This window comes from Sinorhizobium mexicanum, assembly GCF_013488225.1.
GTDB lineage: Bacteria > Pseudomonadota > Alphaproteobacteria > Rhizobiales > Rhizobiaceae > Sinorhizobium > Sinorhizobium mexicanum.
This window is the reverse complement of the sequence record NZ_CP041238.1, coordinates 2,633,451-2,655,714: the sequence shown is the minus strand read 5'-3', so window position 1 is coordinate 2,655,714 and position 22,264 is coordinate 2,633,451. Positions and strand designations below refer to the sequence as shown.

Sequence of the window (22,264 nt, the reverse complement as noted above, 5' to 3'; positions counted from 1 at the left end):
GGCTTCGTGGTTCAGAAAGTCCGCTGAGACGATCTATCGGTTCAATTCCGGAAATACCCGCTCGATAAAATTCGGATTGAGCCTCTCGCCGATCAGGCAATCGACTGCAGGTGTCGCGGCGACCGGCCGCGGAGCCAGGCGAAGCGTGCGGGCGCTGACCTCGAGGAGCAGTTTCTGGCGGACGGCAACGGCAAAGTCTTCCGGCTCGTGCACCGGGATCATGAAGGAGCCGGGGCCTCCGATGACGCATTCCGAATAATACTGATCGAGCGGAACGCCGAGATTGGGGGGCCGGATGAGGATCGCCAATCCGTTGATGACGATCCCGCGCGCTAGCGCGGCTGCACGGGCCGGCGCGACCAGCGGTCCGGTGTTGTTTTGCCCGTCGCCGGAAAGGTCCAGGACACGGCGCGCTCCGGAATAGGCGTTTGACTCGATCAGGTTTGTTCCGAACAGGATCGCGTTGGAGATGGAAGTGCCGCGCCGCGTTCCGACCGGGCGGCTTTCGAGCCGGGCGGTGAAGGCTTGGACGTCCCCGGCGTCCGCGATCACCTGCCAGTCCAGCACCGAGTCTTCGTTCACCAGCCCCGCCCATTCAAAATAGCTGATGGCGATACGTCCGAGGTAACCGCCCTTGATGGCGTTGAGGAAGTCCGGGTGCCTCAGTGCCTCAAGGTAGCCGAGGCGCTGCACGCGCGCCTCCTCCATGTCCATCGAGCCCGACATGTCGACCGCCAGCACGAGTTCCAGATCGACATCCGAAGGCGCCGCATCCGGAGGCGCGGCGGCGGCCTGCATCGGAATTCCGGTGAGAAACAGGATCAACGCCAACACGCGCAACATCGCATCAGGCCCCTCATCATGTCCTCCCGGGAGAGTACCACAGGATTGCAGGGTCGCGTTAGCCGCCGCATGGACGGAACCACATGCGGCGCCGTTCGGGGAGGACGGCTGAAGCTATCGTGCACTCCCTACAGCTCTGTGGTGTCTTTCAGACGCCACGGTGCACGGCAGTAACGCAACTGGGATGCTCTTCTCGCCCTCATCCCTGTGCTTGGGGTCCAGCAGCGCCGCGTCCGCGGCGCGGAAGAGCCTTTCAGCCCAAGGACTGCATGTATCCTTAAATCGTAGCCGATTTAAGGATAAAAACATGCAGCAATTCAAAGTGCTACAGCGTCCTTTGCGCGTCTGATCAGACGCGCCGCGCTGTAGGGGCTGTCTGGATTCCCGTGACAAGCACAGGAATGAGAGATCCGAGGAAAGCCTTGCCACACCGCAACCGACGAGGCAGGACGTCGTGGCGCTTTTGAACGTGCGGGGGCTTATGACTTCACGACGGTCTTTATCTTCGCCACGGCTTCGAGCGTGCGGTGGACCGGGCACTTGCCGGCAATTTCGACGATCTTGTCGCGAAGCTCCTCCGAGACTTCTCCATCGATGGAGATGACGCGCTCGAAATGGTCGATCCTGGCGCCGCCGGCCCGTTCCGCTTCGGTGCATTCCTCGCAGTCCCTGGCGTGGACCTTGGCATGCGAGACGTCGACGCCGATGCGGCCGAGCGTAAGCCCCTTGTGACCGGCATAGAGGCGCAGCGTCATCGAGGTGCAGGCGCCGAGTGCGATCGACAGGAAATCATAGGGCGAGGGACCGGAATCGAGCCCGCCCGCATTTTCCGGTTCGTCGGCAAAAAGCCGATGGCCGCCGGCCTGAACCGCGTTCTGAAACTTGCCTTCGCCCGTCTCCGTCACGCGGACATGTTCGACCAGGCCCGTGCCCTGCGGCGTGTCGGCGGCGAGATAGCGCGTCAGCCATCCCGAAATCATTCGCCCCGCGAAGGCTGCGTCTTCAGGGTCGGTGAGCAGGTGGTCGGCCTTGTCCAGCGAAACGAAGCTTTTCGGATGTTTGGCCGCGAGGAAGATTTCGGTCGCGTTCTCGATTCCGACCGTCTGGTCCAGCGGCGCGTGAAGGATGAGGAGGGGCTTTTTCAATGCCGCAACGGCGTCCTTGATGCGGTGCGCACGGGCGTCCTCGACAAATTGCTTTCGAATAACGAACTTGCGCCCGGCAAGATCGACTTCCGCCGCGCCGCTTGTCTCGATTTCCTCGAGGCTCGCTCCGAAGTTTTTCAGCACGTGGCCGACATCGGCCGGCGCGCCGATGGTGGCCACTGCGCGCACTTCGGGAATGCTGCCGGCGACGGCCAGCACCGCTGCGCCGCCGAGCGAGTGACCGATCAGCAATGACGGCGCCTCATAGTGTTGACGGAGATAGTCGGCGGCCGAAAGAAGGTCGGCGACGTTGGAGGAGAAGTTCGTCGAGGCGAATTCGCCTCCGCTCGACCCGAGACCCGTAAAATCGAAGCGCAGGACCGCGACGCCTTCGCGCGCAAGCTCGGCCGCAACGCGGCGCGCCGCCACGAAATCCTTGGAGCAGGTGAAGCAATGGGCAAAAAGCGCGTAGGCGCGCAATGGCCCGTTGGGCAAATCGAGGCGGGCGGCGAGCGTTGCGCCGGAATGGCCGGGAAATTGGAGCCGTTGCGTGTTGAAAGCCATGGTCGCCTCCTTTGCTATAAGGAAACGCCTATTCTACATCTGCAACGGGGCAACCGGGTACCTACACCTTTGCGCGTCTTTTCAGGCGTTTACAGTACACGACAGCAGCCTGCTGCTGGCTCGCCGGTTGCGGTTCGGCATCACGGGAATCCAGCGCGCACCGGAATGGGGGTGCCGCTCCCGCATCATCGGTGTTGAGGTCAGACGGAGTCACTCACGGCGCGGCCGTGGCTGGATCCCTGTGACAAGCACAGGGATGAGGGAGGGCGTTGGTGCGCAGTGCACCCCACGTAGCGGTCCCGATGACGGAGCGCCGGTGGTTGCGTGACTGACGCATCGATACCCGACCATCCCTCGTTATTTGCTCAGCCGTTACCCCAAGCTCCTCATTCCCGTGCTCGTCACAGGAAACCAGCCAGCCCAAGTCCTTGGGCTGAAAAGACTCTCCCGCCCCGCAGACGCGGCGCAGCCCTCATCCCTGCGACAAGCACAGGGATGAGGGCGAAGAAGGCATCGTTTGCTCGGTCTGAAGGGCTCGGCGTTATCCGGCGGGCCCCCTCGAAGTTGACGGATGGTCTCCTTGCCGGAGACAGGCGGCCGGGTTATTCGGCCGCCGACCGCCGGGGCAGCACCCAGTTGGGGCGCGCGAAGTGGCAGGTGTAGCCGTTGGGGAGGCGCTCCAGGTAATCCTGGTGCTCCGGCTCGGCCTCCCAGAAATCTCCCACCGGCTCGACTTCGGTCACCACCTTGCCCGGCCAAAGGCCCGAGGCATCCACGTCTGCGATCGTGTCCTCGGCAACCCGCTTCTGCTCATCGTCGGCGTAGTAGATCGCCGAGCGATAGGAGAGGCCGATATCGTTGCCCTGCCGGTTTTTCGTGGTGGGATCGTGGATCTGGAAGAAGAACTCCAGGATCCGCCTGTAGCTGGTCTTCTCGGGATCGAAAATGATCTCGATGCCCTCGGCGTGGGTGCCGTGATTGCGGTAGGTTGCATTCGGCACGTCGCCGCCGGTGTAACCAACGCGGGTTTCGATGACGCCGGGGAGCTTGCGGATCAAGTCCTGCATCCCCCAGAAGCAGCCACCGGCCAAAACAGCTCTCTCGGTCATTCAGATATCCTCTACCTGGTTGATATATGCGCCGTAGCCCTCGGCCTCCATGTCCTCACGCGGAACGAAGCGCAATGAGGCGGAATTGATGCAGTAACGCAAGCCGCCCCGGTCTCGGGGGCCATCGGGAAACACATGGCCGAGGTGACTGTCGCCATGCATCGAGCGCACCTCGGTGCGGATCATACCATGGGAGTGGTCCCGCAGTTCCTTGACGTTTGCCGACACGATCGGCTTGGTAAAGCTCGGCCAGCCGCAGCCGGAATCGAACTTGTCGGCCGAGGCGAACAGCGGCTCGCCGGAAACGATGTCGACATAGATTCCCGACCGCTTGTTGTCATTATACTCGCCCGTGAAGGGGCGTTCCGTACCATTCTGCTGGGTCACCCGATACTGCTCGGGCGTCAGCTTGCTGACCGCTTCGTCGGTCTTTTTATAGGTCATTGCCTGTCTCCGTTGCTGTATTTGCTGCCTGAATATGGCGAGGGATCACGAGAATTCCCAATATCGGACGTGCATAGATTCCATAGCCGCGCGAAAAAGCCGGTTCTCCCGCTCACGTCGCCCAGTCGCGCCGAGCCGCCAACTCAGCGATCTTGCGGATCTCGCGCGGCGTGCCGGAGCCGGAAACCGTTACGAACACGAGTTCGCGCTCCAGGGATATTCCTTCGACTGCGCGGGTCACTATGCCCCGCACGACGACGGACCGCTCGGGCATGATGCAGATCGCGCGGCCGTCGGCGACCATCTGCTGCACCCAGTCCTCGCGCTCGGCACTGAAGCGCGGCTGCATGACGGCATCATGGTCCATCAGGTGCTCGGTGATCTCGGTGTGGAACTCGCAGGCCAGCCGGTCGACAAAGGGATAGGCGGCGAGCTCCCCGGTGCTGACGACATTTTCGGCCGCCAGCGGATGGTTCTCCGCGCAGGCGAGGAGGAATCGCTCGCGAAAGAGCGGCACGACGTTGAGCTTCGGGTTGGGGCGCGGCGCCCGCGGCAGGATGCAGGCGTGGTATTTGCCCGAAAGCACCTCGTTCGCACCTTCGCCGGCCAATAGCTGGTGGATGTTGATCTTCACGGAAGGAAGCTCGCGAAGCGCGTCGTCGAAGAATGCGGCAAATGGGGCGGGACCGATGGTCGGTGCAACGGCGATGTCGAGGATGCGGCGCCGGCCGAGCACCGTGCTCTCGGAATGTTCGCGCACGTTCCTGAGCGCGAGTTCGATCCGCATGAACTCGGCCTGGATGTCGCGGCCGAGCGCCGTCAGGCGGCTGTCCTTGCCATCGCGATAGATCAGCGGGCTGCCCAGTTCTTCCTCCAGACGCTGGATCGCGCGCGTCAGACTCGGCTGCGAGACACCGCTTCGGCGCGCGGCTTCCGTGAAGTTCAACGTTTCAGCCAGATTGAGGAAGTACCTGACCTGATGGATGTCCATGGATCGCATCTCGCGTGGCTTTGATTGAACGGCCGTCGATTTCGGCAAAGAGAGACACTGGTTGTTACTCTGGCGCTGTTCGAATGCAAGGGCATCCAGAAGGGCCTCCCGAAAGCGCGGACCTTCGGCAAAAGGGACTACGGGTCGAGGTCCGCGCTTTCTCAGGGGCCGGGCGTGGCGCGTCGGCCGCTATGCTTCAACCATCTCCGTTTCACGGGTTTCGGCCGCCAGGGTGACCGGCTCCGGTGAATGCTCGGCCAGGAATTTCTCGGCTTCCAGGGCCGCCATGCACCCCATTCCGGCGGCGCTGATCGCCTGACGGAATACCGGATCGATGACATCGCCGGCGGCCAGAACTCCGGGGACGGCTGTTTTCGTCGACCAGGATCCAACCTTGACGTAGCCGGCCTCATCCATGTTGAGCTGGCCTCGGAACAACGCTGTTGCCGGGTCATGGCCGATGGCGACGAAGAGGCCGTGTGCGGGCAGTTCCTTCACGTCACCCGTGTTCACGTCGCGGATGCGAACGCCCGTCACCGACTTCCTCGGCTCGCGTTCGCCAATGACCTCGTCGACGACGTGGTTCCAGACGACCTCGACATTCGGTTTCGCCAGGAGACGGTCCTGCAGGATCGGCTCCGCGCGGAACCGATTGCGGCGATGGACGATCGTGACCTTGGAGGCGAGATTCGACAAGTAAAGCGCTTCCTGTACGGCTGTGTTACCGCCGCCGACAACGACCACTTCCTTGTTTCGATAGAAAAATCCATCGCAGGTCGCGCAGGCGGAGACGCCAAATCCATTGAACAGCTTCTCCGAGGGAAGGCCAAGCCATCGGGCCTGGGCCCCTGTCGCAATGATGAGTGCGTCGGCGATGTAGGTGTCGCCGGAGTCACCCTTAAGATAGAAGGGGCGCCTGGAGAGATCGACAGAGGTGATGATGTCATACACCACGTTGGTGCCGACGTTCTCCGCCTGCAGCCGCATCTGCTCCATCAGCCAGGGTCCCTGAACGGGCTCGGCAAATCCGGGGTAGTTCTCGACATCCGTCGTGATGGTGAGCTGGCCGCCGGCCTGCAGGCCGGTCACGAGGAGCGGCTTCAGGTTGGCACGGGCGGCGTAGATGGCGGCTGTATAGCCAGCCGGTCCGGCCCCGATGATCAGAACCCTGGCGTGGTGCGTGTTCATGAAGCGATCTCCTGCCGCGTCAGCGGTGCGCGTCCGGTGTCAGCCGTGATGCCGCTTCGATCTTCTTCGTGGTACTGCCGGCGCGCAATGACATCGATATCGTTGCGGGAAATGCCGACATCCTCGAGCAAGTGATCGTTCAATTGCCTGAACGTTCGGAGGGTCTGGCGATAGCGCTGGTGGGCGCGGAACTTCAACAGGATAGATGCGATAAACATGGGACGTTCCTTTCATTGAACCAACCGGCGCGACCGGATTGAGAATGGTGATTTCTGTGAACGCAAAATCGGCATGCGAGCGGAGCCAGGACTCCGCCCTCGCTCCTTAGTTGTCCGCGGAGGACGATCGCCCGGTGTTGTGAATAAACGATACTGATCTGTATCGTATGAGGAAAAAATATACCGATCTGTATCGTTTGACAAGGCGAATTCTGAGACCCCAAAGGAGGTGAGTTCCCTGGGGAACTAGGCCGATATTGGCGGCTGGAACGGTGGGAATGCAGCTACACGTGAGTATAGAGCTGTGTGGCAGGGACGCAGGAACTTTACAAAGCCGAAGCGGATCGTGTCGGGATCAAGCGCCAGCGTGAGAGAACAAGGATTTCTGAGCCTCACGCAATGTTGCAGAGATGTCTCGGAAAGCCCTTGCATTGGCCCTGCACTGCCGCTAGAAAACGATACAGATCTGTTACCTATTGTGAGGATGAGATGCGCCGTTCAGAGATCCGGGGTCACCTGCTCGACACCGCACTCCGGCTGTTCAACGACCATGGCTATCACGCGGCGGGTATCGACCTGATCATCGCAGAGGCGGGGGTGGCCAAGACGACGCTGTACCGGCACTTCGAAACCAAGGAAGACCTGATCCTGGCGGCGCTCGAACGGCGCGACGAGGAGGACCGCAACGCCATGCGCAGCTTTGTCGAGCAGCTGGCGAGCGATCCCGCCGAACGTCTTCTGGCGACATTCGATTTCCTCGAAACCACGGTCCGCGACAAGCAGTTCCGCGGCTGCATTTTCCTGAGCGCGGCGGGGGAGCACAAGGACGCTGTCGATCCCGTGTTCCGCGCAGCCTTGATGCACAAGCGCCTGTCGCTCGCCTATTTCGAGGAACTCGCCCACGCGGCGCGCTGTGCCGAGCCGAAGCGGATCGCGGCCGAGATCAATCTTTTGCACGAGGGGGCGGTTGCGGTCGCGCAAATAACCCGGACCGCCGAGCCTGTCCGGCAGGCCAAGCGCATGGCGCAGCAACTGCTCGCGGCGGACGGGCCGTCAGCAAGGAAAGACGCAGAAAGGCGGCCGCAGGCTTCCTGAATATTCCGCCTGTTGCCCAAGCCTCAAGCGTCCCTCCACAGAAGCGGCCGTGGCGCGAGGCCGAGATTTGCCTTCGCCCGGCCGTTGGAGGCCCCGGTCAGGCGGGTGTGGTAGTAGACTGCTTCCTCGCCTGCCGATTTCAGCGCGTCCTCCACGCTGACCCGCCGGGGCTCCGGCGCATCGACCCAGCGGGCGAATGCGGGCAGCCATTCGGAGACGGGCAGGGGATCGTCGTCGACGACATTGTAGATACCCGGCTCGGCGTCAAGCGATGCGACCGTCGCGGCAATCGCGTCGTCGATGTGCACGAACGACCAGACGCCGTTTCCTGCGCCGATGATCGCCGACTCGCCGTTGCGCGCCTGCTCCGCGATGGCCCCGTCCGGCCGGTACCAGGTGCCGGGGCCGTAGAAGAAGCCGTAGCGGAGCACGACGCCGTCGAGCGACGGCGAGGCGAGCACCCGGTCCTCATAGGCGCCGATGGTGCGCGTGCTCTCGCCGATCTCGCCGGGCGCGTCGTACCTCAGTTTGGCGGTCTCGTCGGCGAGCGCTCCTGCCGGAGCCTCCAGATAGAAGCCGCGAGACTGCATGATGAAGCGGCGGACACCCAGTTCCTCCGCCGCGGCGATGAGATTGGCGCCGCCCTCGCGGTGAAGGCGGGTATCGTTGGGCATCGCCTTGATGATCTCGGCGGGGTCGGCCGGAAGCCAGGTGAGTTGATCGATCACCACGTCCGGCGCTGCCGCTTCGATCGCGCGGTGGACCGCCTTCGGGTCAAACGCGTCGGCGAAAGACACTGCGGCCCCGAGCTCGCGTAGCCGATCCGCCCCGCGGCCGGGCCGCGTCATGCCGGTCACCTGATGGCCGAGGGGCAAGAGCGCCCGCACCAGCGGCAAGCCGACGGCGCCCGTGGCACCTGCGATGAATATTTTCATTGTCAACTCCCTGATTTGACAGCATTTCGCGGTATCGGTGAGACCGCAGTACACGGCGGCAGCCTACTGCTGTTTCGTCGGTTGCCGCTTCTTCTCCGCCCTCATTCCTGTGCTTGTCACAGGAACCCAGCCAGCCCAAGTCCTTGGGCTGATGAGACTTTCCGCGCCGCAGACGCGGCGCTGCTGGATCCCTGTGACAAGTACAGGGATGAGGGCGGAAAGGTATGCGCCAAACCCGTCACGCGACGGTCGCGTGCTGTGCGGTGAGGCCGCGAAATGCATCTAACCCATCGAAATAACGCAGTTCCTGACGGAAAGTCGTTAGACACTTTGTCGTGGGATGATCTGGAGCGCCTCGATGGAGGCGCCCGGTTACTTTTCCAGTGCAGCCTGTGGCGTGTTGCGGAAACTGATCGCCAGCCGGTTGTAGGTGTTCATCAGGCCGATCGCGATCGTGAGATCGACGAGTTCGTGCTCGTCGAACACCGCACGCACGGCTTCGTAGGCTTCGTTCGGCACGTTAGTCTCGGCAACGCGTGTCACCGTTTCGGCCCAGGCAAGGGCGGCCCGCTCACGCTCGTCGAAGAGATTGCCGGCTTCCGCCCATGCCTGCACCAGTGCTATCTTCTCGATTGTCTGGCCTTTCTTGATGAGGTCACGCGTGTGCATGTCGAGGCAGTAGGCGCAGTTGTTGATCTGGGAGATACGAAGATAGACCAGATCGACCAGCACCGGAGGGAGGCTGCTCTGCATGATATAGCCATAGACTCCGCCAAGGGCTTTGACGCCGGCTGGTGCGATCTGGTTGTAGTCGAGACGCTTGCTCACGTATTTTGTCCTTGAAGATATTCGGTTTCTCGAACGCCGGTTCAGTCGCGGGGGGTGGTGATGTTCTTTTCACCGCTGTCGTGGACGATGACCGCCAGCAGCTTTGCGGGCTTGGTCTTGCTCGCATTGCGGCTGACGAGATGGGCGGACCCCGGCGGTTCGTACCAGCTCTCGCCGGCGCGGAAGGTCTCGGTCGGGCCGTCGTTTACCTTCGACTCGATTTCTCCGGAGATGACGTAGGCGAAGATGAAGGCTGATTTTGCGTGGTCGTGCGGAAGCGAGGTCCCGCCCGGCTCATAGTCGACAATCAGTGCGCTCAGCGTCTTGCCCGGAATGTTGGGTATCGCCTTTTCGAAGTGGGGCGTAACGGTTTCGCCGAGGTCATGCGCTGCGGCAGGCATTGCGATGGCGATTGCGATGGCGGCGCCGGCAGCGCCAATTGCGGATCGTATCGTCATGACGGTTCTCCTTTGCTCATGGTCATGATGACGTTTCTTCGTTGCCGCCTAGAAATGACGGTCTTCTGGTTCTAAAAAAAGCACCAAGAACCGGCAAAAATCGTGTACCAAGAGAACATGGACCAGCCGCTGAAACTGGAGCTCGACCGGTCTGCGAAGACGCCACTGGCCGAGCAGATACGAAAAGGCATCAGCACCGCGATCGAAAGCGGGGTGCTGGCGCCGGGCGCGCGCCTGCCGTCCTGGCTGGACCTTGCAGCCCAGCTTGGCGTCGCCCGCGGCACGGTGCGAACGGCGTATGAGAAGCTGACCGCTGCCCAGCTCATCGTCGCCTCGCGCGCGGCAGGAACCCGCGTCGCGGATCAGCCAGCCGCCATCGCCCGGGTCGAGCAGCCGCCCGATCCCGGCTCGTTCATGGAGCAGTACCTGGAGATGACGGCGGGCCCCGCGATCTTCCAGATGGGCGTGCCCGCGCAGGAAACTTTTCCCGCGACGCTCTTTGCCAGGATCCGCTCGCAGGCCGTCCGCGCGGAATCGAGCGCGCCCGCGATCTATCCGGACCCGCGCGGCGAACTGGAACTGCGGCGGGAAATCGCCGCCTATGTCGCCGTCGCGCGCCGCATCGAGTGCTCGCCCTCCGAGGTCATCATTACCGGCGGCTATGCCAACGGCCTCGGACTGGCGCTGCGTGTGCTTGGCCTCGAGGGGCGCAAGGCCTGGGTAGAGGATCCGGGTTTCCCGTTCAGCCGGCGTGGGCTGGAACTCGCGCGATTGTCCCTCGCGCCGGTCCCTGTCGATGAGGAGGGCATCGATGTCGACCATGGCATCCGCCATGCCCCGGATGCGGCGCTGGTTGTCGTCACGCCGGGGCAGCAGGCGCCGCTCGGGCCAGCACTTTCGCTCGCAAGGCGCCTCCGCCTCCTCGACTGGGCGGCCCGGAGCGAAGCCTGGGTGATCGAGGACGACTATTTGAGCGAATTGCAGCTCGATGGCCGCGCTGCGCCGGCGCTCGCCTCGCTCGATCGCGCCGGGCGCGTCATTCACATCGGCTCGTTCAGCAAGACCATCAGCCCTGCGCTGAGACTCGGTTTCCTCGTCGCGCCGCCGGCGCTGGCACCTCGGTTCGCGGAGGTCGCGGCGTGTCTCGCGCCGCCTCCCGGCCCGGCGGTGCAGCTCGCAACCGCCGAGTTCATGCGCGAAGGCCATTACATGCGGCATCTGAGGCGCACGAAGCGCGTCTATGCCGCCCAGCGCGACGCATTGCTGAAATGTCTCACGTCCGGCCCCGGGGAGGCGACTGTTGCCGGGCTGGCGGTGCTGTTGCGCTTGCCGGACGGCACACCGGACCTTGCGATTGCGCGGGAAACGCTCGCATTCGGCATGGCGCCGGCACCGCTCTCGGCCTGGTATGCATCACCGGATTCTGCAAAACCCGGTTTGCTGCTGGGCCTCGCGACAGCGCCGCAACGGCAGCTCGCAAGATCCTGGGAGCGCCTGCAGGGGATCATCGGACGCTTTGCGTGACGGCGAGGGCGTATTCGGGAGCGACAAGGCACCTCCTCCGATCCTCACCAAGTCAGTTGGGCAGTGGCGCGCGGCCACCAGCACCCACCTCATCCCTGTGCCCGGCACAGGGATGAGGACGAATAGAGCATCCGCCAAACCCATTACGCTACCGTCGTCTACTGTGATCGGACGCGCAAAAGACGCTGCAGCACTTTGAATTGCTGCCTGTTTTGGTCCCTAAGCCGGCGCGGGAAACATGCAGCAGGTTGCTGAAGCCCTACTGAGCGCCTGACTGGCGTGCCGACTATTCGTATCAGAGTGTATCGCGATACGTCGGTTTTGACGTTCTCCTACATTACTGCGGTGGTGGCGAAACATCCCAGACACGAACAGCGCGTTTTTGTGCCTCATCCGCCGAAAGGGCAGGAAGCCCCGGCGAAGATGAACCGCACAAAGGAAGAAACCATGGCCGCCAAAGCCGCACATCAGTTGTTGGGACACGCCGTCGTAGGAACCAACGATCTGGCCACTGCCGCAAACTTCTATGACAAACTGTTCGCCCTGTTCGGCGTAGGGCGCATCCTGGAACAGCCCGGCAGGGCCGTCTACTTCGGAACGACCGGCCTCGAGTTCGGCGTGATCAATCCCTTCAATGGCGAAGGTGCCACGATCGGCAACGGCAACATGGTTGCGTTCAGCGCGCGCTCCCGTGCCCACGTTGATGAGGTACATGCGCTTGCCCTGAAGCTTGGCGGGGCCGATGAGGGCAAGCCGGGGCCGCGTGGCCCGAACGAGGATGGTCCGTACTGCGCGTATTTCCGCGATCTCGACGGCAACAAGCTGCTCGTCTTCCGCGCCGGTGCGGATGAGGCCCAAGGCTAGCGCATCAGCCCGCTTTGTCGGTCGCGGGCCAGCAAGGCCTCTCCCTCATTCCTGTGCTTGTCACAGGAAACCAGTCAGCCCAAGTCATTGGGCTGAAGGGACTCTTCCGCGCCGCAGACGCTGCGCTGCTGGATCCCTGTAACAAGCACAGGGATGAGGGCAAGAAGCGACAACCGCTACGTTCCTGTCGTGTGCTGTGCCGTCCTGAAGGACGCGCGGCGCTGTAAGAAATTGCTCGATCGATAGATCGAGCAATCACCTTTCGGCGAACCCGCAACAATCCTTGAACCCAGGTGCTTCAATGACAAGCTCCATGATGATCGGCGTCGCCGCCGCGCTCTTTGCCGCCTTTGCGTGGTCGCTGAACTTTGTCGTCCCCTTCGTCATAGGCGACTATTCGGTTTTCGACTTCGCACTGTTCCGGTTCGTGATCTCCGGCGTTCTGGGCCTGGGGTTTCTGGCATTCACCAGAAAGGCCCTGCGCGGGCTAAGCTTTCGCGACCTGCTGACGACAGCCTGGCTTGGTTTCATCGGGTATCTCGGCTACTTCCTCACCGTCGCGGGCGCGGCCATATTTGCGGGTCCCGTGATCGCGCCGGCATTTCTGGCATTCGTGCCCGTCGTGCTGGCGATCGTCGGCAACTTGCGCCGGAGAAGCGTGGCATGGAGCTCGCTGATCCTGCCGCTCACACTGGCTGTCGCCGGCCTGTCCTTCGTCAACGCCAGTGTGTTCGATGCTGCCAGCATGGCGACGACACGATCACTCCCGATCGGCATTCCGCTGGCGATTGCCGCCGTATTGCTGTGGACGTGGTTCGGCATTGCCAATGAGAGTGCCCTTGCGAAACGTCCGGGCATGGATGCCGGGATCTGGACCGCGCTTATCATGACCGGTGGCGGGATCGAGATGCTGGCCTTCATGCCAATTGGTCTTGCCCTGGGCGTATTCGAGATACCGCGGCTTGGCCTCGGCTGGGACGTTGCAGTTCCTCTCTACCTCTGGGGAACGGGCCTCGCGCTTCTCGCCTCGGTCGGCGCTGCATGGGCGTGGACGATTGCCTCGCAGCGGCTGCCTGTCGCGCTGTCCGCCCAGTTGATCGTGTCGGAAACAGTCTTCGGCACGCTGTTCGGCCTTGCCGTGCATGGCCGTTCGCCAACGGCGCTGGAGATTGCCGGAATAGCCATTCTGACGGTCGGTGTCCTGACCGCAGTCCGGGCCTTCCATGGAGGGGGCAGACAATCGGCAGTGGCTTAACATTCGCGGACGTTTCGATACGCGGGGACTGCCCAATTGTCGGATGCCGTTCCCATTGGCGCGGTCAGGGTTTATCGTGCCGAGGAGAGCATCGGAGCCGCCGGGCGAGGGGCGCCGCGGGCGCGAACGGTCACGCTCTCGAAAAAAGGGGGAGGCCATGCACACGATCAGAATGCTCAGCGCTGGCGTGCTTTTTCTCACCGGTCCAGCCTTCGCGGCCGACTTGCTGCCGGAACCGGTGACGCCGGTCAGTCACGGCATTTCGGCGGCTGACCAGCCGACCGTCACCCGCTGCAACGAGGCGATCGCCCAATGGGCCTCGCAATACAATCCAGTTTCCATCGAAACCAGCCTGACCGAGCCGGTAAGCGCAGGCGAGGGCGGCGCGCGGACCGCTACGCTGGCGGTCAAGATCGACTACCTGCGCCAGGGCGGCATCGAGCCGCGCTCCGCCACCATCGCCTGCACGGTGACGGCGGACGGCGAGGTCAGCGTGGAGCTGATCAAACAAGGCTAGGACGGATGAGCGTCGCTGCGCCGTGAGGCGGCCAGGTCGGAGCTGCGGTGCCGAATGAGGTCGGGAGCGTGCAGGGAGCGCCACCGGCGGCGCTGTCCACCTCGCACGCGGAAACGATCTTTCGGAACCCGATCCCGGCCTTGGCCGTTGCATTCTCCATGATACGGGATCCGATACGACGTTCACTCAGCGTACTGGCGGCTGCGACCGCTCGGCCCGCGGCGTTTCTGGTTGTCATAGCCTACGGCGCGCTATGGCTGGTGCTTGAACCCCAGACCTTCGACATGCATAGCCTGGCCACGCTCATCGTGTGGGTCATGACGCTGATCATCCAGCGCGCCGAGCACGGCGACACCCAGGCGATCCATGCAAAACTGGACGGACTGCTTCATTCTGACGACCGGGCCCCGAACAGGCTTGCGGAGATCGACGACGCGGAACCCGAAGACATCGAAGACGCGCGACAGAGGAACAGCTAGTACGCCGCTTCTTCCGAATCCCGTCCAATGGCTATTGAGATCCGGTTCCGCCCGATCGCCATGCGGTTGGCCGTCACGCGGTGATCTGCGCGGCTGATGCCGTAAAGCACATCCGGCGTCGAGCGGTCCCAGGCGATGCCTTGACCGGTGTTCTTCAGCGGCACCGTCGCGACCCATTTCAGCACAGATCCCGTCTCCGGACGCTCCATCACGTACGCCTCGGCGGCATCGTGGCCGGTCAGATAGAGCCGGTGATCGGGTCCCCAGGAACCGCCTGAATTGCTCATGTCTCCGAATTTCTCAAGCACTTCATCCGGCAGAAGCCAGGCCTCGGCAATCCGCCAGTCACGGCCAAAGCGGACGACCTGCGTATTGTCCTTGTTTCCTTCGTCGAACGGACGGCGGCCGGATATCCGCTTGTAGTTGGCGAATGCTCCCCACCATGAACCGTCGTGGTAATCGAGCCAGGTAAGAAAGCCGCGATCGATGCCGAGGGCATAGGTGTCGAGGTGCTGCATGGTTTCTGCGTCAAACACCTCGACCGAGTTGGCCGCCGGCCAATCGGGAAAGTTCGAGTGCGCCGCATACACTTCTCCGGCAACCACGACGGCGCTGTTGAGGTGCCTGATCGGTCCATCCTTTTGCCCCTCGAAAACAGCGACCCGCTCACCGCTCGCCTTGTCGTATTTGGCGATCATGCGGTTGTCGACGGCGTAGAAGTGATCGGCATCCACGCCGATCCCCTGGTTGGCCTCTGGAACCGCGAACTCCCGCACCAATTCCGCCGCGATCGGTCGCCCGGGTGCCGCGACGTGTGCGATCACCATGCCGGCAGCAAGGGTGAGGCCAGCCGAGAGTAGAATGATACCCGCCCGCAAGCGCGCCTCCATCTGCTCGCGTCAACCATGTTGTTCGCGTGATCCTGCCAGGAATTCTTGCCCGCAATATGCAGGCCCGAACGACAACCGGCTCTGCAAAAGGATAGGTTGCGGCCTTCGCCGTCAACATGCATAAGCGCCGAGCCGCCCACCCGGCTTTGAGAAGGCATTTCCGCGAATGTTCGATCTGTTTGTCTCGCCTCTCGTCCAGGTTATCGCGCTGGGTGTCACAAGCATTGTTATCTGGCATCTGCAGGGGCGCGGCCGTCCGAACGGGCGGCTTGTGGTTCAGATCGCATTCTTCCTGAGCATGACGGCGATAATGGTCGGAACGGGCATTTCTCCGTTCAAATCCCAGCCAATTCAGGAAGTCGGCGGTACCCTCATCGCCGCCAAGGTTTTGTGGTGGGTCCATCTGGCCTGGTCCACCATCGGCTTTATCCGCATCTACATCGTGCTGGATGGCAGGCCGCTCGAAGCGCGGCTGCTTCAGGACCTGTTCGTCGCGGTCGTCTATCTCGGGGTGACGCTCTCCATCCTCTCCTTCGTGTTCGGCATTGCGATCGGAACTTTGGTCGCGACCTCGGGCGTCATCGCGATCATACTCGGGCTTGCCTTGCAGAGCACACTGAACGACGTTTTCTCCGGCGTGGCTCTCACGTTGGGACGCCCTTACGGCATCGGTGACTGGATCATCCTTGCCGACGGCGTCGAAGGGCGGGTGGTCGAGAACACCTGGCGTTCGACCCATGTCCTGACGCCGGCCAACAACATCGTCGTCTTGCCGAACAGCGTGCTGGCGAAGGTCGGGCTGACGAACATCACCCGCCCTGACGAGACGCACCTGCAGCTCCTGACGCTTCGCGTGCGGCCCACACATCCGCCGTCCTTTGTCGCCGAGGTCATGCGGCGGGCAATGATCGGGGCAAACCACATTCTTCACGAACCTGCCCCCGGCGTCGCTCTCAAGGGTGTCGACGCCATGGCGATCGACGTCGAGCTGCACTATCGGGTCAGGCATCCCGCCGACCGGACTCCCGCCCAGAACGAACTCATCGACCTCATCTATCGGCAGTGCACGGCGATGGGCCTGGCGCTCGCCCTGCCAACAACGGCCACGGTTCTCACGGAGAGCGCCGTTGCCAAGCCGGCATCCGCGGAGACGGTGAAGGACCTGCTCCAGACCAGCCCGATCTTCGCCGACCTGAAACCGGAAGAGCTGGAGAAACTTGAGGCGCGGACCCGCCGATACCGGTGCGGAGACCTCGTGCCCGGTCCTGCGGAGAATAGCCCAAGCCTGATGATTGTTCGCACGGGAGTCGTTGCCGCCTTTCGCCGTGGCGCGGAGGTTACGCGGCTGGCATCCGGCGCAATATTCGGGCAGACCGACGCGACCGACGGCGAACCGATCAGATTCGAAGCGCTGACCGAGGTCGAGGCCTATGAGATCGACGGCCTGGTCATGAAGTCGCTGTTGCGCGACTGTCCGACCCTCCAGAGGGACCTTTTTCGCCAGCTTGCCGGCATCGCGGGGGATGCGCGGGTCGGCGATGGGCCTGTTGAAGGAAAGCATGCCTTCCTGCGCAAGGTTCACGGCTTCCTGGGGCGGTAGGTTGGCAGGGATGGCGCGTTCACTCCCGGGCGGTGCATTTGGCGACCGTTTCGTCAATGTTCGCGCTCAGGCGACTGTCCGATGAAGCCTTTTCCTGGATTGTGCGTTAATGCAGCATGGACGAACTGACCATCATCGAACGCCATCTCGCGGAGGCAGAGCGGCATTTTGCCGAGGCTTCGCGCCACGTTGAGAAGCAGCGCAGAATCGTCGCCGAACTTGAGCGGGACGGTCACGATGCTTCCCTGGCACACAACGTCCTTGAGACATTCCTGCAATCGTATACGGCGCACAAAGCGGAACGTGATCGGTTGGTTCAGGAGAAAACGCTGATTGTCGGGAAGACCTGATCGATCCGTCTTCAAGAATGGTTAGACATCCCGCTCTAGACGCGGTTGAGGAACTCAAGCACACGCCGTGTGAGCAGCGCGGCGGCACCGGCGTCGTATGAGGGGAGGGAACTGTCGGCGAAGTAGTGCTGGTCGCCCGGGTAGAGGAAAAGTGCGGCGTCCTTAGCCTTCTCGACGATCTCGCGGGCAGCGTCGATGTCGCCTTCGCCGACGAAGATCGGGTCGTTGTCCATGCCGTGGATCTCAACCGGGACGCCGTCCGGCCATGGCCCGAAGGCCCAGGTGCCGCTGATCGGCAGGCAGGAGTGAAAGAGCAGCGCCCCGCGGGCTCCGGGCCGGGTTTGTGCGAGCTTCTGCGTCGGCAGCACGCCGAAGGAGAACCCGGCATAGACGAGATCGAAAGGCAGGTCGTCGGCGATGCGGACGCCGCGCTCGCGCATCTCGTCGAAGCCGATCCCTTCGATATAGGCGAGACCCTCGGGGATGCTTGGGAACGTGCGCCCGTCGAACAGGTCCGGCGTGTGGACGGTGTGCCCCGCTTGCCGCAACTCCTCGGCGAAGGCGTGGACGCCGCGGGTCAGCCCCTGTGCATGATGAAACAGCAGGACTTCAGCCATGAGATGCCTCCGGGCGGAATCGACGGAAACAGGCAGCAGCGTGTCAACCGCTTGACCGCGAAGAGTGCGCCATCGGGGACACTCTCTCGTTCCCCAAGGGCTACCATAGGCAGACCCGGGCACTCAAGGCCTTGGCCTAGAGCATTTCATTGTTTCTAACTCTTTGAAACTACGCAATTCCGGACGGAAAACCGTTACACACTTTTCCTCGAATTGCTCTAATGACAGCGCGGCGTGGTGCGATCAAACTTGCCCCAATGCGAGGCGGACGCTCAGGACGGCAGTCGAACGATCATTTCCATTTCCAGCTGCAAGTCGGGCGCGGCCAGAGCGGCGACACCGACGCCCGTGAGGCTCGGCTGCGCGCCGTCGAACAACGCACTCAGATATGGCATCAGCTCCTCGATGCGCCCGGGCGTCAAATCGACCATGTAGACGCGCACCATGACGAGGTCTTCCGGCGAGGCGCCTATGGCGTCGAGAGCTGCCTTCGCGTTGGCGACGACGAGTTCCGCCTGTTCCGCGAGGCCATCCGGCGCCGGCTTGCCGTCTGGGCGCCAGGCGACCTGCCCGGAAACGAAGGCGAGCCGGCCCGGCTCCACGGTTGTGATCTGCGAGTAGCCGAGCGCGGCAGCATCGGGCAGGGCAGGCGGATTCAAACGGGTCAGTGACTGTGCCATTTCGGCTTCCTTCCTATGGTAATGACTTGCCTCGGCGGCGACGTGCTCGAAGGCCAGCAACCAGTTGGCAGGCGGGTCCGCAGCCCTCGACGAGGCGTCGGTCCTTATAGCCGGTTGATTGACGAATGGACGTCCACACAGAAGCGACACGCGCGACGCCAAGCCCGCCCGGCGACATCACGCTTGAATCGCTTGCATCCACAGGTCGTACTAATGCATGTCGCTCAGTCGTACTAATGCATGTCGCTCAAAAGTGTGCAGGGGTTTTGGGACAACGACAGCAGGGTGCTGCGCCTTGTCGGTTGTGGTACGGCACGGCTCTCCTCAGATCCTCATCCCTGTGACGAGCACAGGGATGACGGCGAAAAAAGCATCCATCAAACCCGACTACGTACTGTCGTGTACTGTGGAGGCCGTTTGAACGCGGCTCGCTTTGGAGACATGTGCGGCAGCATGAGCCTCTGCCGTGGTCGAGACTTTGGAGTTGCATCATGCAGCGTGCGAATCTGAACGACATTCAGGTGTTCATGGCCGTCGTCGACGCGGGGAGCTTCGTCGCCGGAGGGCAGGCCATGGGCCTGTCCCGGTCGGCCGCGGGAAAGGCCGTCATCCGCCTGGAAGACAGGCTCGGTACGCGCCTTCTGAACCGCACGACGAGAACGCTGAGCCTCACCGAGGAAGGGCGGGTGTTCTACGCACGCGGGCTGCAGGTTCTCGTCTCGATCGACGAAGCGGAGGCGAGCGTGGCCGGGGAGGGCGGCACGCCACGCGGGGTTCTCCGGCTCACCGTTCCCGATGCCTTCGGGCGGCTTCTGGTTCTGCCCGTCATCAGGAAATATCTTGCGGCCTGGCCCGAGATCCAGGTCGAGGTGAACTTCACCGATCGCGTTGCGGACATCGTCGAGGAAGGCTTCGACCTGGCGGTCAGGATCGGGGTTACGACCTCGGACACGCGGCTCGTCTCGCGCGTGGTCGCCAGATACAAGGCGGTGCTCTGTGCCTCGCCCTCCTACATCGCCGAGCGCGGCGAGCCGCTGGAGATGGACGATCTTGCAGCACACGACTGCCTGCTCTTCAGCAGTCGCAACCAGAGGCAAGGCTGGCGCTTCCGCGGGGAAGGAGGTGCGTGGGTCAGGGCCCAGGGTCGCAGCCGCCTGCGGCTCGACAGCGGAGAGGCGATCCGGGATGCCGCCATTGCGGGCCTCGGCATCGCGTTTCTTCCCGACTTTCTGGTCGCGGCGGACATGGCGGCGGGCCGCCTCCGGCCGGTTCTATCCGGCCTCGAGACCGACGATGTAAAGATCGTGACGATCTATCCCAGCAAGCGTCTCCTGGAGCCGCGCGTGAGACGCTTCATCGATCTCATGGTCGAGGAGCTTGGGCGCTGATTCATCGGACTCGCTCCGACCACGTCGAGAAAACCGGCGCAGATTTCGGATCGCCGCTCGATCTCTTTACCGTAAGGCGCTGGGCAATCCGCGTTTACGCCCTAAAGTTACCTCCGTCATTCAGTGGAGTGAACGTTATGGCCGAGAAGACCTCCAGCAAGCCGGCGAAGGTCGCCAAGGAGCCGGACGCCAAGCGAGGCGCCGCCAAGCCGCGCCAGTCGACCGCCAAGCCGTCGGCCCGCAAGCCCGCAGCGACCAAGGATGCGAAGCCGACCCTGCTTTCAGGCGGCAACCCGCAGATCGCGAAGGGCGACGGCGACGCTCCCGTGCAGGCCTATATCGCTGCCATGCCGGGCTGGAAGAGCGACGTAGGTCGCCGCCTCGACGCGCTGATCGTGCGCACGGTCCCCGGCGTAAGGAAGGCGGTCAAATGGAACTCGCCCTTCTATGGCGTCGAGGGCCAGGGCTGGTTCCTCGCCTATCATTGCTTCACCAAGTACATCAAGGTGACGTTCTTCCGCGGCGCGTCGCTCAGTCCTCTTCCTCCGGTCGAGTCCAAGGACAAGAACACGCGCTATTTCCACATCCATGAGGGCGAGCAACTCGACGAGGAGCTGGTGGCGAGCTGGATCCGGCAGGCATCCGAGCTGCCCGGCTGGATGTCGTAGCGCAGACTGCCTTAGATCATTTCATTGTTTAATTGAAACAGTGAAATGATCTAACTCTTTGAAACTACGCAATTCCGGAAGGAAAACCGTTACACACTTTTCCTGGAATTGCTCTAGCGCATCGGCCCGAAAATCGGAATCGATTTTCGGAAAGCACGATGCGTACACTCAAAGACTTACAGCGTCCTCTGTGCGTCCTGAAGGACGCACGGCGCTGTAGGAGACACCTTGTAGATCGAAACTGCACCCTGGAGATTGGAAACATGGCGCTCAAGCGGATGGACAACGTAGGAATCGTCGTCGAAGACCTCGAAGGGACGATTGATTTCTTTCGCGAACTCGGCCTCGAGCTCGAAGGGCGGGCCACGATCGAAGGAGAATGGGCCGGACGTGTCACGGGACTGGGCGATCAGCGTGTCGAGATCGCCATGATGCGCACACCGGACGGCCACAGCCGGCTCGAGCTTTCCCGCTTCATCGCGCCGCCAGTCGTCGCAGATCACCGGAACGCCCCGGTCAACGCCCTGGGCTACCTCCGCGTCATGTTTGCCGTGGACGACGTCGACGAGACGCTTGAAAGGCTTCGCAGGCGCGGCGCGCAGCTCGTAGGCGAAGTCGTCCAGTACAAGGACGCCTATCGGCTCTGCTATATCCGTGGGCCTGAAGGGCTTCTCATCGGACTCGCCCAAGAACTCGGCTGAGCGCAATACGAATGCCGGGGGGAATGCGCTTCGCCAGACGGCAGCGCATTCCTCTCGATGTATACCGGGCGCGATGACGGAACCTTTCCTGCGGCGGCCGTTCCGGTTACATAGCTGCCTCGGCCATCCAAAGCTCGGCATCCGCACCGCCCGGAATACGCAATGGGGCGGACGGATCGGTTGCAGCTTTCCAGACCGCCTCCGCCACGTCGGGCGCATTGGTTACGGGACCCGTGTCGTCCTGCGCGTTCTTCACGAATTGCTGGATCAGCGACGCGTAGTCAGGGTCATCCACACCGCGCAGGTGTGGGCGGGCATTGGCCCCGAAGCGCGTTTCCGGTGAGCGTCCCGGTAGAACGATATGCACGCGTATCCCGAACGGCTCCACCTCCACTGCAAGGGACTCGGTGAAGGCGTTTACCGCCGCTTTGCTCGCCCGGTACACCCCGACCACCGGCAGCGTCTTCACCGTCACCGTGGACGTGACGTTGATGACGACGCCTGACCTCCGTTGGCGCATCTGCGGCAAGACGGCCTGAACCATCGCCAGCGTCCCGATCGTATTGGTCTGGAAAAGCGCCCGGACTGTCTCGGGTGCCGTCAATTCAACCGGTGATGGCGCGCCGAAGCCGGCGTTGTTGACCAGCACGTCGATACGGCCTGCCGCCTCGACAGCTTGCGCGATGCTTGCCGGATCGGTGACGTCGAGCGCCAGCACCCGCAGGCGATCGGAGGCAGGCAGCAACTCCGCGTTGGGCGTGCGCATCGTCGCGATCACGTCCCACCCCCGTTCGAGAAACAGTTTCGCGGTTTCCAGACCGAAGCCGGACGAGCAACCGGTAATCAATATCGCAGGCATAGGCATCTCCGTACAAAATGAATGAGCCTATGGTAGTGACCGCATGCCGGACTT

At 62.7% G+C, this 22,264-nt stretch carries 25 protein-coding genes; 11 read left to right on the top strand and 14 right to left on the bottom strand.

Annotation, left to right across the window (positions count from 1 at the left end):
* Positions 1–33: 33 nt before the first annotated feature.
* The 7 genes from FKV68_RS12585 to FKV68_RS12555 form a co-directional block, all read right to left on the bottom strand.
* Positions 34–843: a DUF1194 domain-containing protein gene (locus FKV68_RS12585; protein ID WP_180938164.1), complete on the bottom strand. Its 810-nt coding sequence runs from the start codon at positions 841–843 to the stop codon at positions 34–36.
* 479 nt (positions 844–1,322) lie between these two features.
* The gene (locus tag FKV68_RS12580) at positions 1,323–2,552 is read right to left on the bottom strand and encodes a bifunctional alpha/beta hydrolase/OsmC family protein (RefSeq protein WP_180938163.1); all 1,230 of its coding nucleotides are present in this window, start codon (positions 2,550–2,552) and stop codon (positions 1,323–1,325) included.
* Between the two features lie 602 nt (positions 2,553–3,154).
* Positions 3,155–3,661 (bottom strand): peptide-methionine (S)-S-oxide reductase MsrA, encoded by a 507-nt coding sequence (gene msrA, locus FKV68_RS12575; protein ID WP_180938162.1) that lies wholly within the window; start codon positions 3,659–3,661, stop codon positions 3,155–3,157.
* Entirely contained in the window at positions 3,662–4,105 is a 444-nt protein-coding gene (msrB, locus tag FKV68_RS12570) for a peptide-methionine (R)-S-oxide reductase MsrB (RefSeq protein ID WP_180938161.1), read from the bottom strand.
* A 112-nt stretch (positions 4,106–4,217) separates the two neighbouring features.
* A complete protein-coding gene (locus tag FKV68_RS12565; RefSeq protein WP_180938160.1) occupies positions 4,218–5,096 on the bottom strand; it encodes a LysR family transcriptional regulator in 879 nt (292 codons plus the stop codon).
* Between the two features lie 189 nt (positions 5,097–5,285).
* Complete coding sequence (trxB, locus tag FKV68_RS12560; RefSeq protein WP_180938159.1) at positions 5,286–6,284, bottom strand: thioredoxin-disulfide reductase; 999 nt, start codon at positions 6,282–6,284, stop codon at positions 5,286–5,288.
* Entirely contained in the window at positions 6,281–6,502 is a 222-nt protein-coding gene (locus tag FKV68_RS12555) for a DUF1127 domain-containing protein (RefSeq protein WP_180938158.1), read from the bottom strand. The genes trxB and FKV68_RS12555 overlap by 4 nt, the downstream gene beginning before the upstream one ends.
* Positions 6,503–6,991: 489 nt before the next feature.
* Between FKV68_RS12555 and FKV68_RS12550 the strand changes: the two genes are divergently transcribed.
* On the top strand, positions 6,992–7,597 hold the full coding sequence (locus tag FKV68_RS12550) for a TetR/AcrR family transcriptional regulator (protein WP_180938157.1): 606 nt from the start codon (positions 6,992–6,994) through the stop codon (positions 7,595–7,597).
* A 23-nt stretch (positions 7,598–7,620) separates the two neighbouring features.
* On the opposite strand, the gene FKV68_RS12545 is transcribed toward FKV68_RS12550, so the two are convergent.
* From FKV68_RS12545 to FKV68_RS12535, 3 genes are all read right to left on the bottom strand, one after another.
* Entirely contained in the window at positions 7,621–8,532 is a 912-nt protein-coding gene (locus tag FKV68_RS12545; RefSeq protein WP_180938156.1) for an NAD-dependent epimerase/dehydratase family protein, read from the bottom strand.
* 372 nt (positions 8,533–8,904) lie between these two features.
* Positions 8,905–9,360, bottom strand: a complete 456-nt coding sequence (locus tag FKV68_RS12540; protein WP_180938155.1) for a carboxymuconolactone decarboxylase family protein — start codon at positions 9,358–9,360, stop codon at positions 8,905–8,907.
* A 41-nt stretch (positions 9,361–9,401) separates the two neighbouring features.
* A complete protein-coding gene (locus FKV68_RS12535) occupies positions 9,402–9,818 on the bottom strand; it encodes a cupin domain-containing protein (protein WP_180938154.1) in 417 nt (138 codons plus the stop codon).
* Positions 9,819–9,935: 117 nt separating this feature from the next.
* Here FKV68_RS12535 and pdxR point away from each other — a divergent pair, with 117 nt between their 5' ends.
* The 5 genes from pdxR (at position 9,936) to FKV68_RS12510 (ending at position 14,457) form a co-directional block, all read left to right on the top strand.
* Positions 9,936–11,342: a MocR-like pyridoxine biosynthesis transcription factor PdxR gene (gene pdxR, locus FKV68_RS12530; protein ID WP_180941484.1), complete on the top strand. Its 1,407-nt coding sequence runs from the start codon at positions 9,936–9,938 to the stop codon at positions 11,340–11,342.
* 423 nt (positions 11,343–11,765) lie between these two features.
* Complete coding sequence (locus tag FKV68_RS12525; RefSeq protein WP_180941483.1) at positions 11,766–12,206, top strand: VOC family protein; 441 nt, start codon at positions 11,766–11,768, stop codon at positions 12,204–12,206.
* Positions 12,207–12,507: 301 nt separating this feature from the next.
* Positions 12,508–13,461 carry a DMT family transporter gene (locus FKV68_RS12520; RefSeq protein ID WP_180938153.1) on the top strand — a complete coding sequence of 318 codons (954 nt, stop codon included), beginning with the start codon at positions 12,508–12,510 and terminating at the stop codon, positions 13,459–13,461.
* A gap of 157 nt (positions 13,462–13,618) precedes the next feature.
* Positions 13,619–13,978 carry a hypothetical protein gene (locus FKV68_RS12515; protein ID WP_180938152.1) on the top strand — a complete coding sequence of 120 codons (360 nt, stop codon included), beginning with the start codon at positions 13,619–13,621 and terminating at the stop codon, positions 13,976–13,978.
* A gap of 47 nt (positions 13,979–14,025) precedes the next feature.
* The gene (locus FKV68_RS12510; RefSeq protein WP_246452496.1) at positions 14,026–14,457 is read left to right on the top strand and encodes a low affinity iron permease family protein; all 432 of its coding nucleotides are present in this window, start codon (positions 14,026–14,028) and stop codon (positions 14,455–14,457) included.
* Here the strand turns inward: FKV68_RS12510 and FKV68_RS12505 are convergent.
* Positions 14,454–15,335, bottom strand: a complete 882-nt coding sequence (locus FKV68_RS12505) for a cycloisomerase (protein WP_180938151.1) — start codon at positions 15,333–15,335, stop codon at positions 14,454–14,456. The genes FKV68_RS12510 and FKV68_RS12505 overlap by 4 nt on opposite strands.
* Positions 15,336–15,513: 178 nt before the next feature.
* Between FKV68_RS12505 and FKV68_RS12500 the strand changes: the two genes are divergently transcribed.
* Entirely contained in the window at positions 15,514–16,947 is a 1,434-nt protein-coding gene (locus FKV68_RS12500; protein ID WP_180938150.1) for a mechanosensitive ion channel domain-containing protein, read from the top strand.
* Positions 16,948–17,063: 116 nt separating this feature from the next.
* Positions 17,064–17,297, top strand: coding sequence for a hypothetical protein (locus FKV68_RS12495; RefSeq protein ID WP_180938149.1), 234 nt, complete (start codon positions 17,064–17,066; stop codon positions 17,295–17,297).
* A 35-nt stretch (positions 17,298–17,332) separates the two neighbouring features.
* On the opposite strand, the gene FKV68_RS12490 is transcribed toward FKV68_RS12495, so the two are convergent.
* Complete coding sequence (locus tag FKV68_RS12490) at positions 17,333–17,914, bottom strand: dienelactone hydrolase family protein (RefSeq protein ID WP_180938148.1); 582 nt, start codon at positions 17,912–17,914, stop codon at positions 17,333–17,335.
* Positions 17,915–18,186: 272 nt separating this feature from the next.
* Positions 18,187–18,594, bottom strand: a complete 408-nt coding sequence (locus FKV68_RS12485; protein ID WP_180938147.1) for a RidA family protein — start codon at positions 18,592–18,594, stop codon at positions 18,187–18,189.
* A 491-nt stretch (positions 18,595–19,085) separates the two neighbouring features.
* On the opposite strand from FKV68_RS12485, the gene FKV68_RS12480 reads away from it, so the two are divergent.
* From FKV68_RS12480 to FKV68_RS12470, 3 genes are all read left to right on the top strand, one after another.
* A complete protein-coding gene (locus FKV68_RS12480) occupies positions 19,086–19,982 on the top strand; it encodes a LysR family transcriptional regulator (RefSeq protein ID WP_180938146.1) in 897 nt (298 codons plus the stop codon).
* A gap of 137 nt (positions 19,983–20,119) precedes the next feature.
* Entirely contained in the window at positions 20,120–20,650 is a 531-nt protein-coding gene (locus FKV68_RS12475; RefSeq protein WP_180938145.1) for a DUF1801 domain-containing protein, read from the top strand.
* 263 nt (positions 20,651–20,913) lie between these two features.
* A complete protein-coding gene (locus tag FKV68_RS12470; protein ID WP_180938144.1) occupies positions 20,914–21,351 on the top strand; it encodes a VOC family protein in 438 nt (145 codons plus the stop codon).
* 106 nt (positions 21,352–21,457) lie between these two features.
* On the opposite strand, the gene FKV68_RS12465 is transcribed toward FKV68_RS12470, so the two are convergent.
* A complete protein-coding gene (locus FKV68_RS12465; protein WP_180938143.1) occupies positions 21,458–22,210 on the bottom strand; it encodes an SDR family oxidoreductase in 753 nt (250 codons plus the stop codon).
* Between the last annotated feature and the right edge of the window lie 54 nt (positions 22,211–22,264).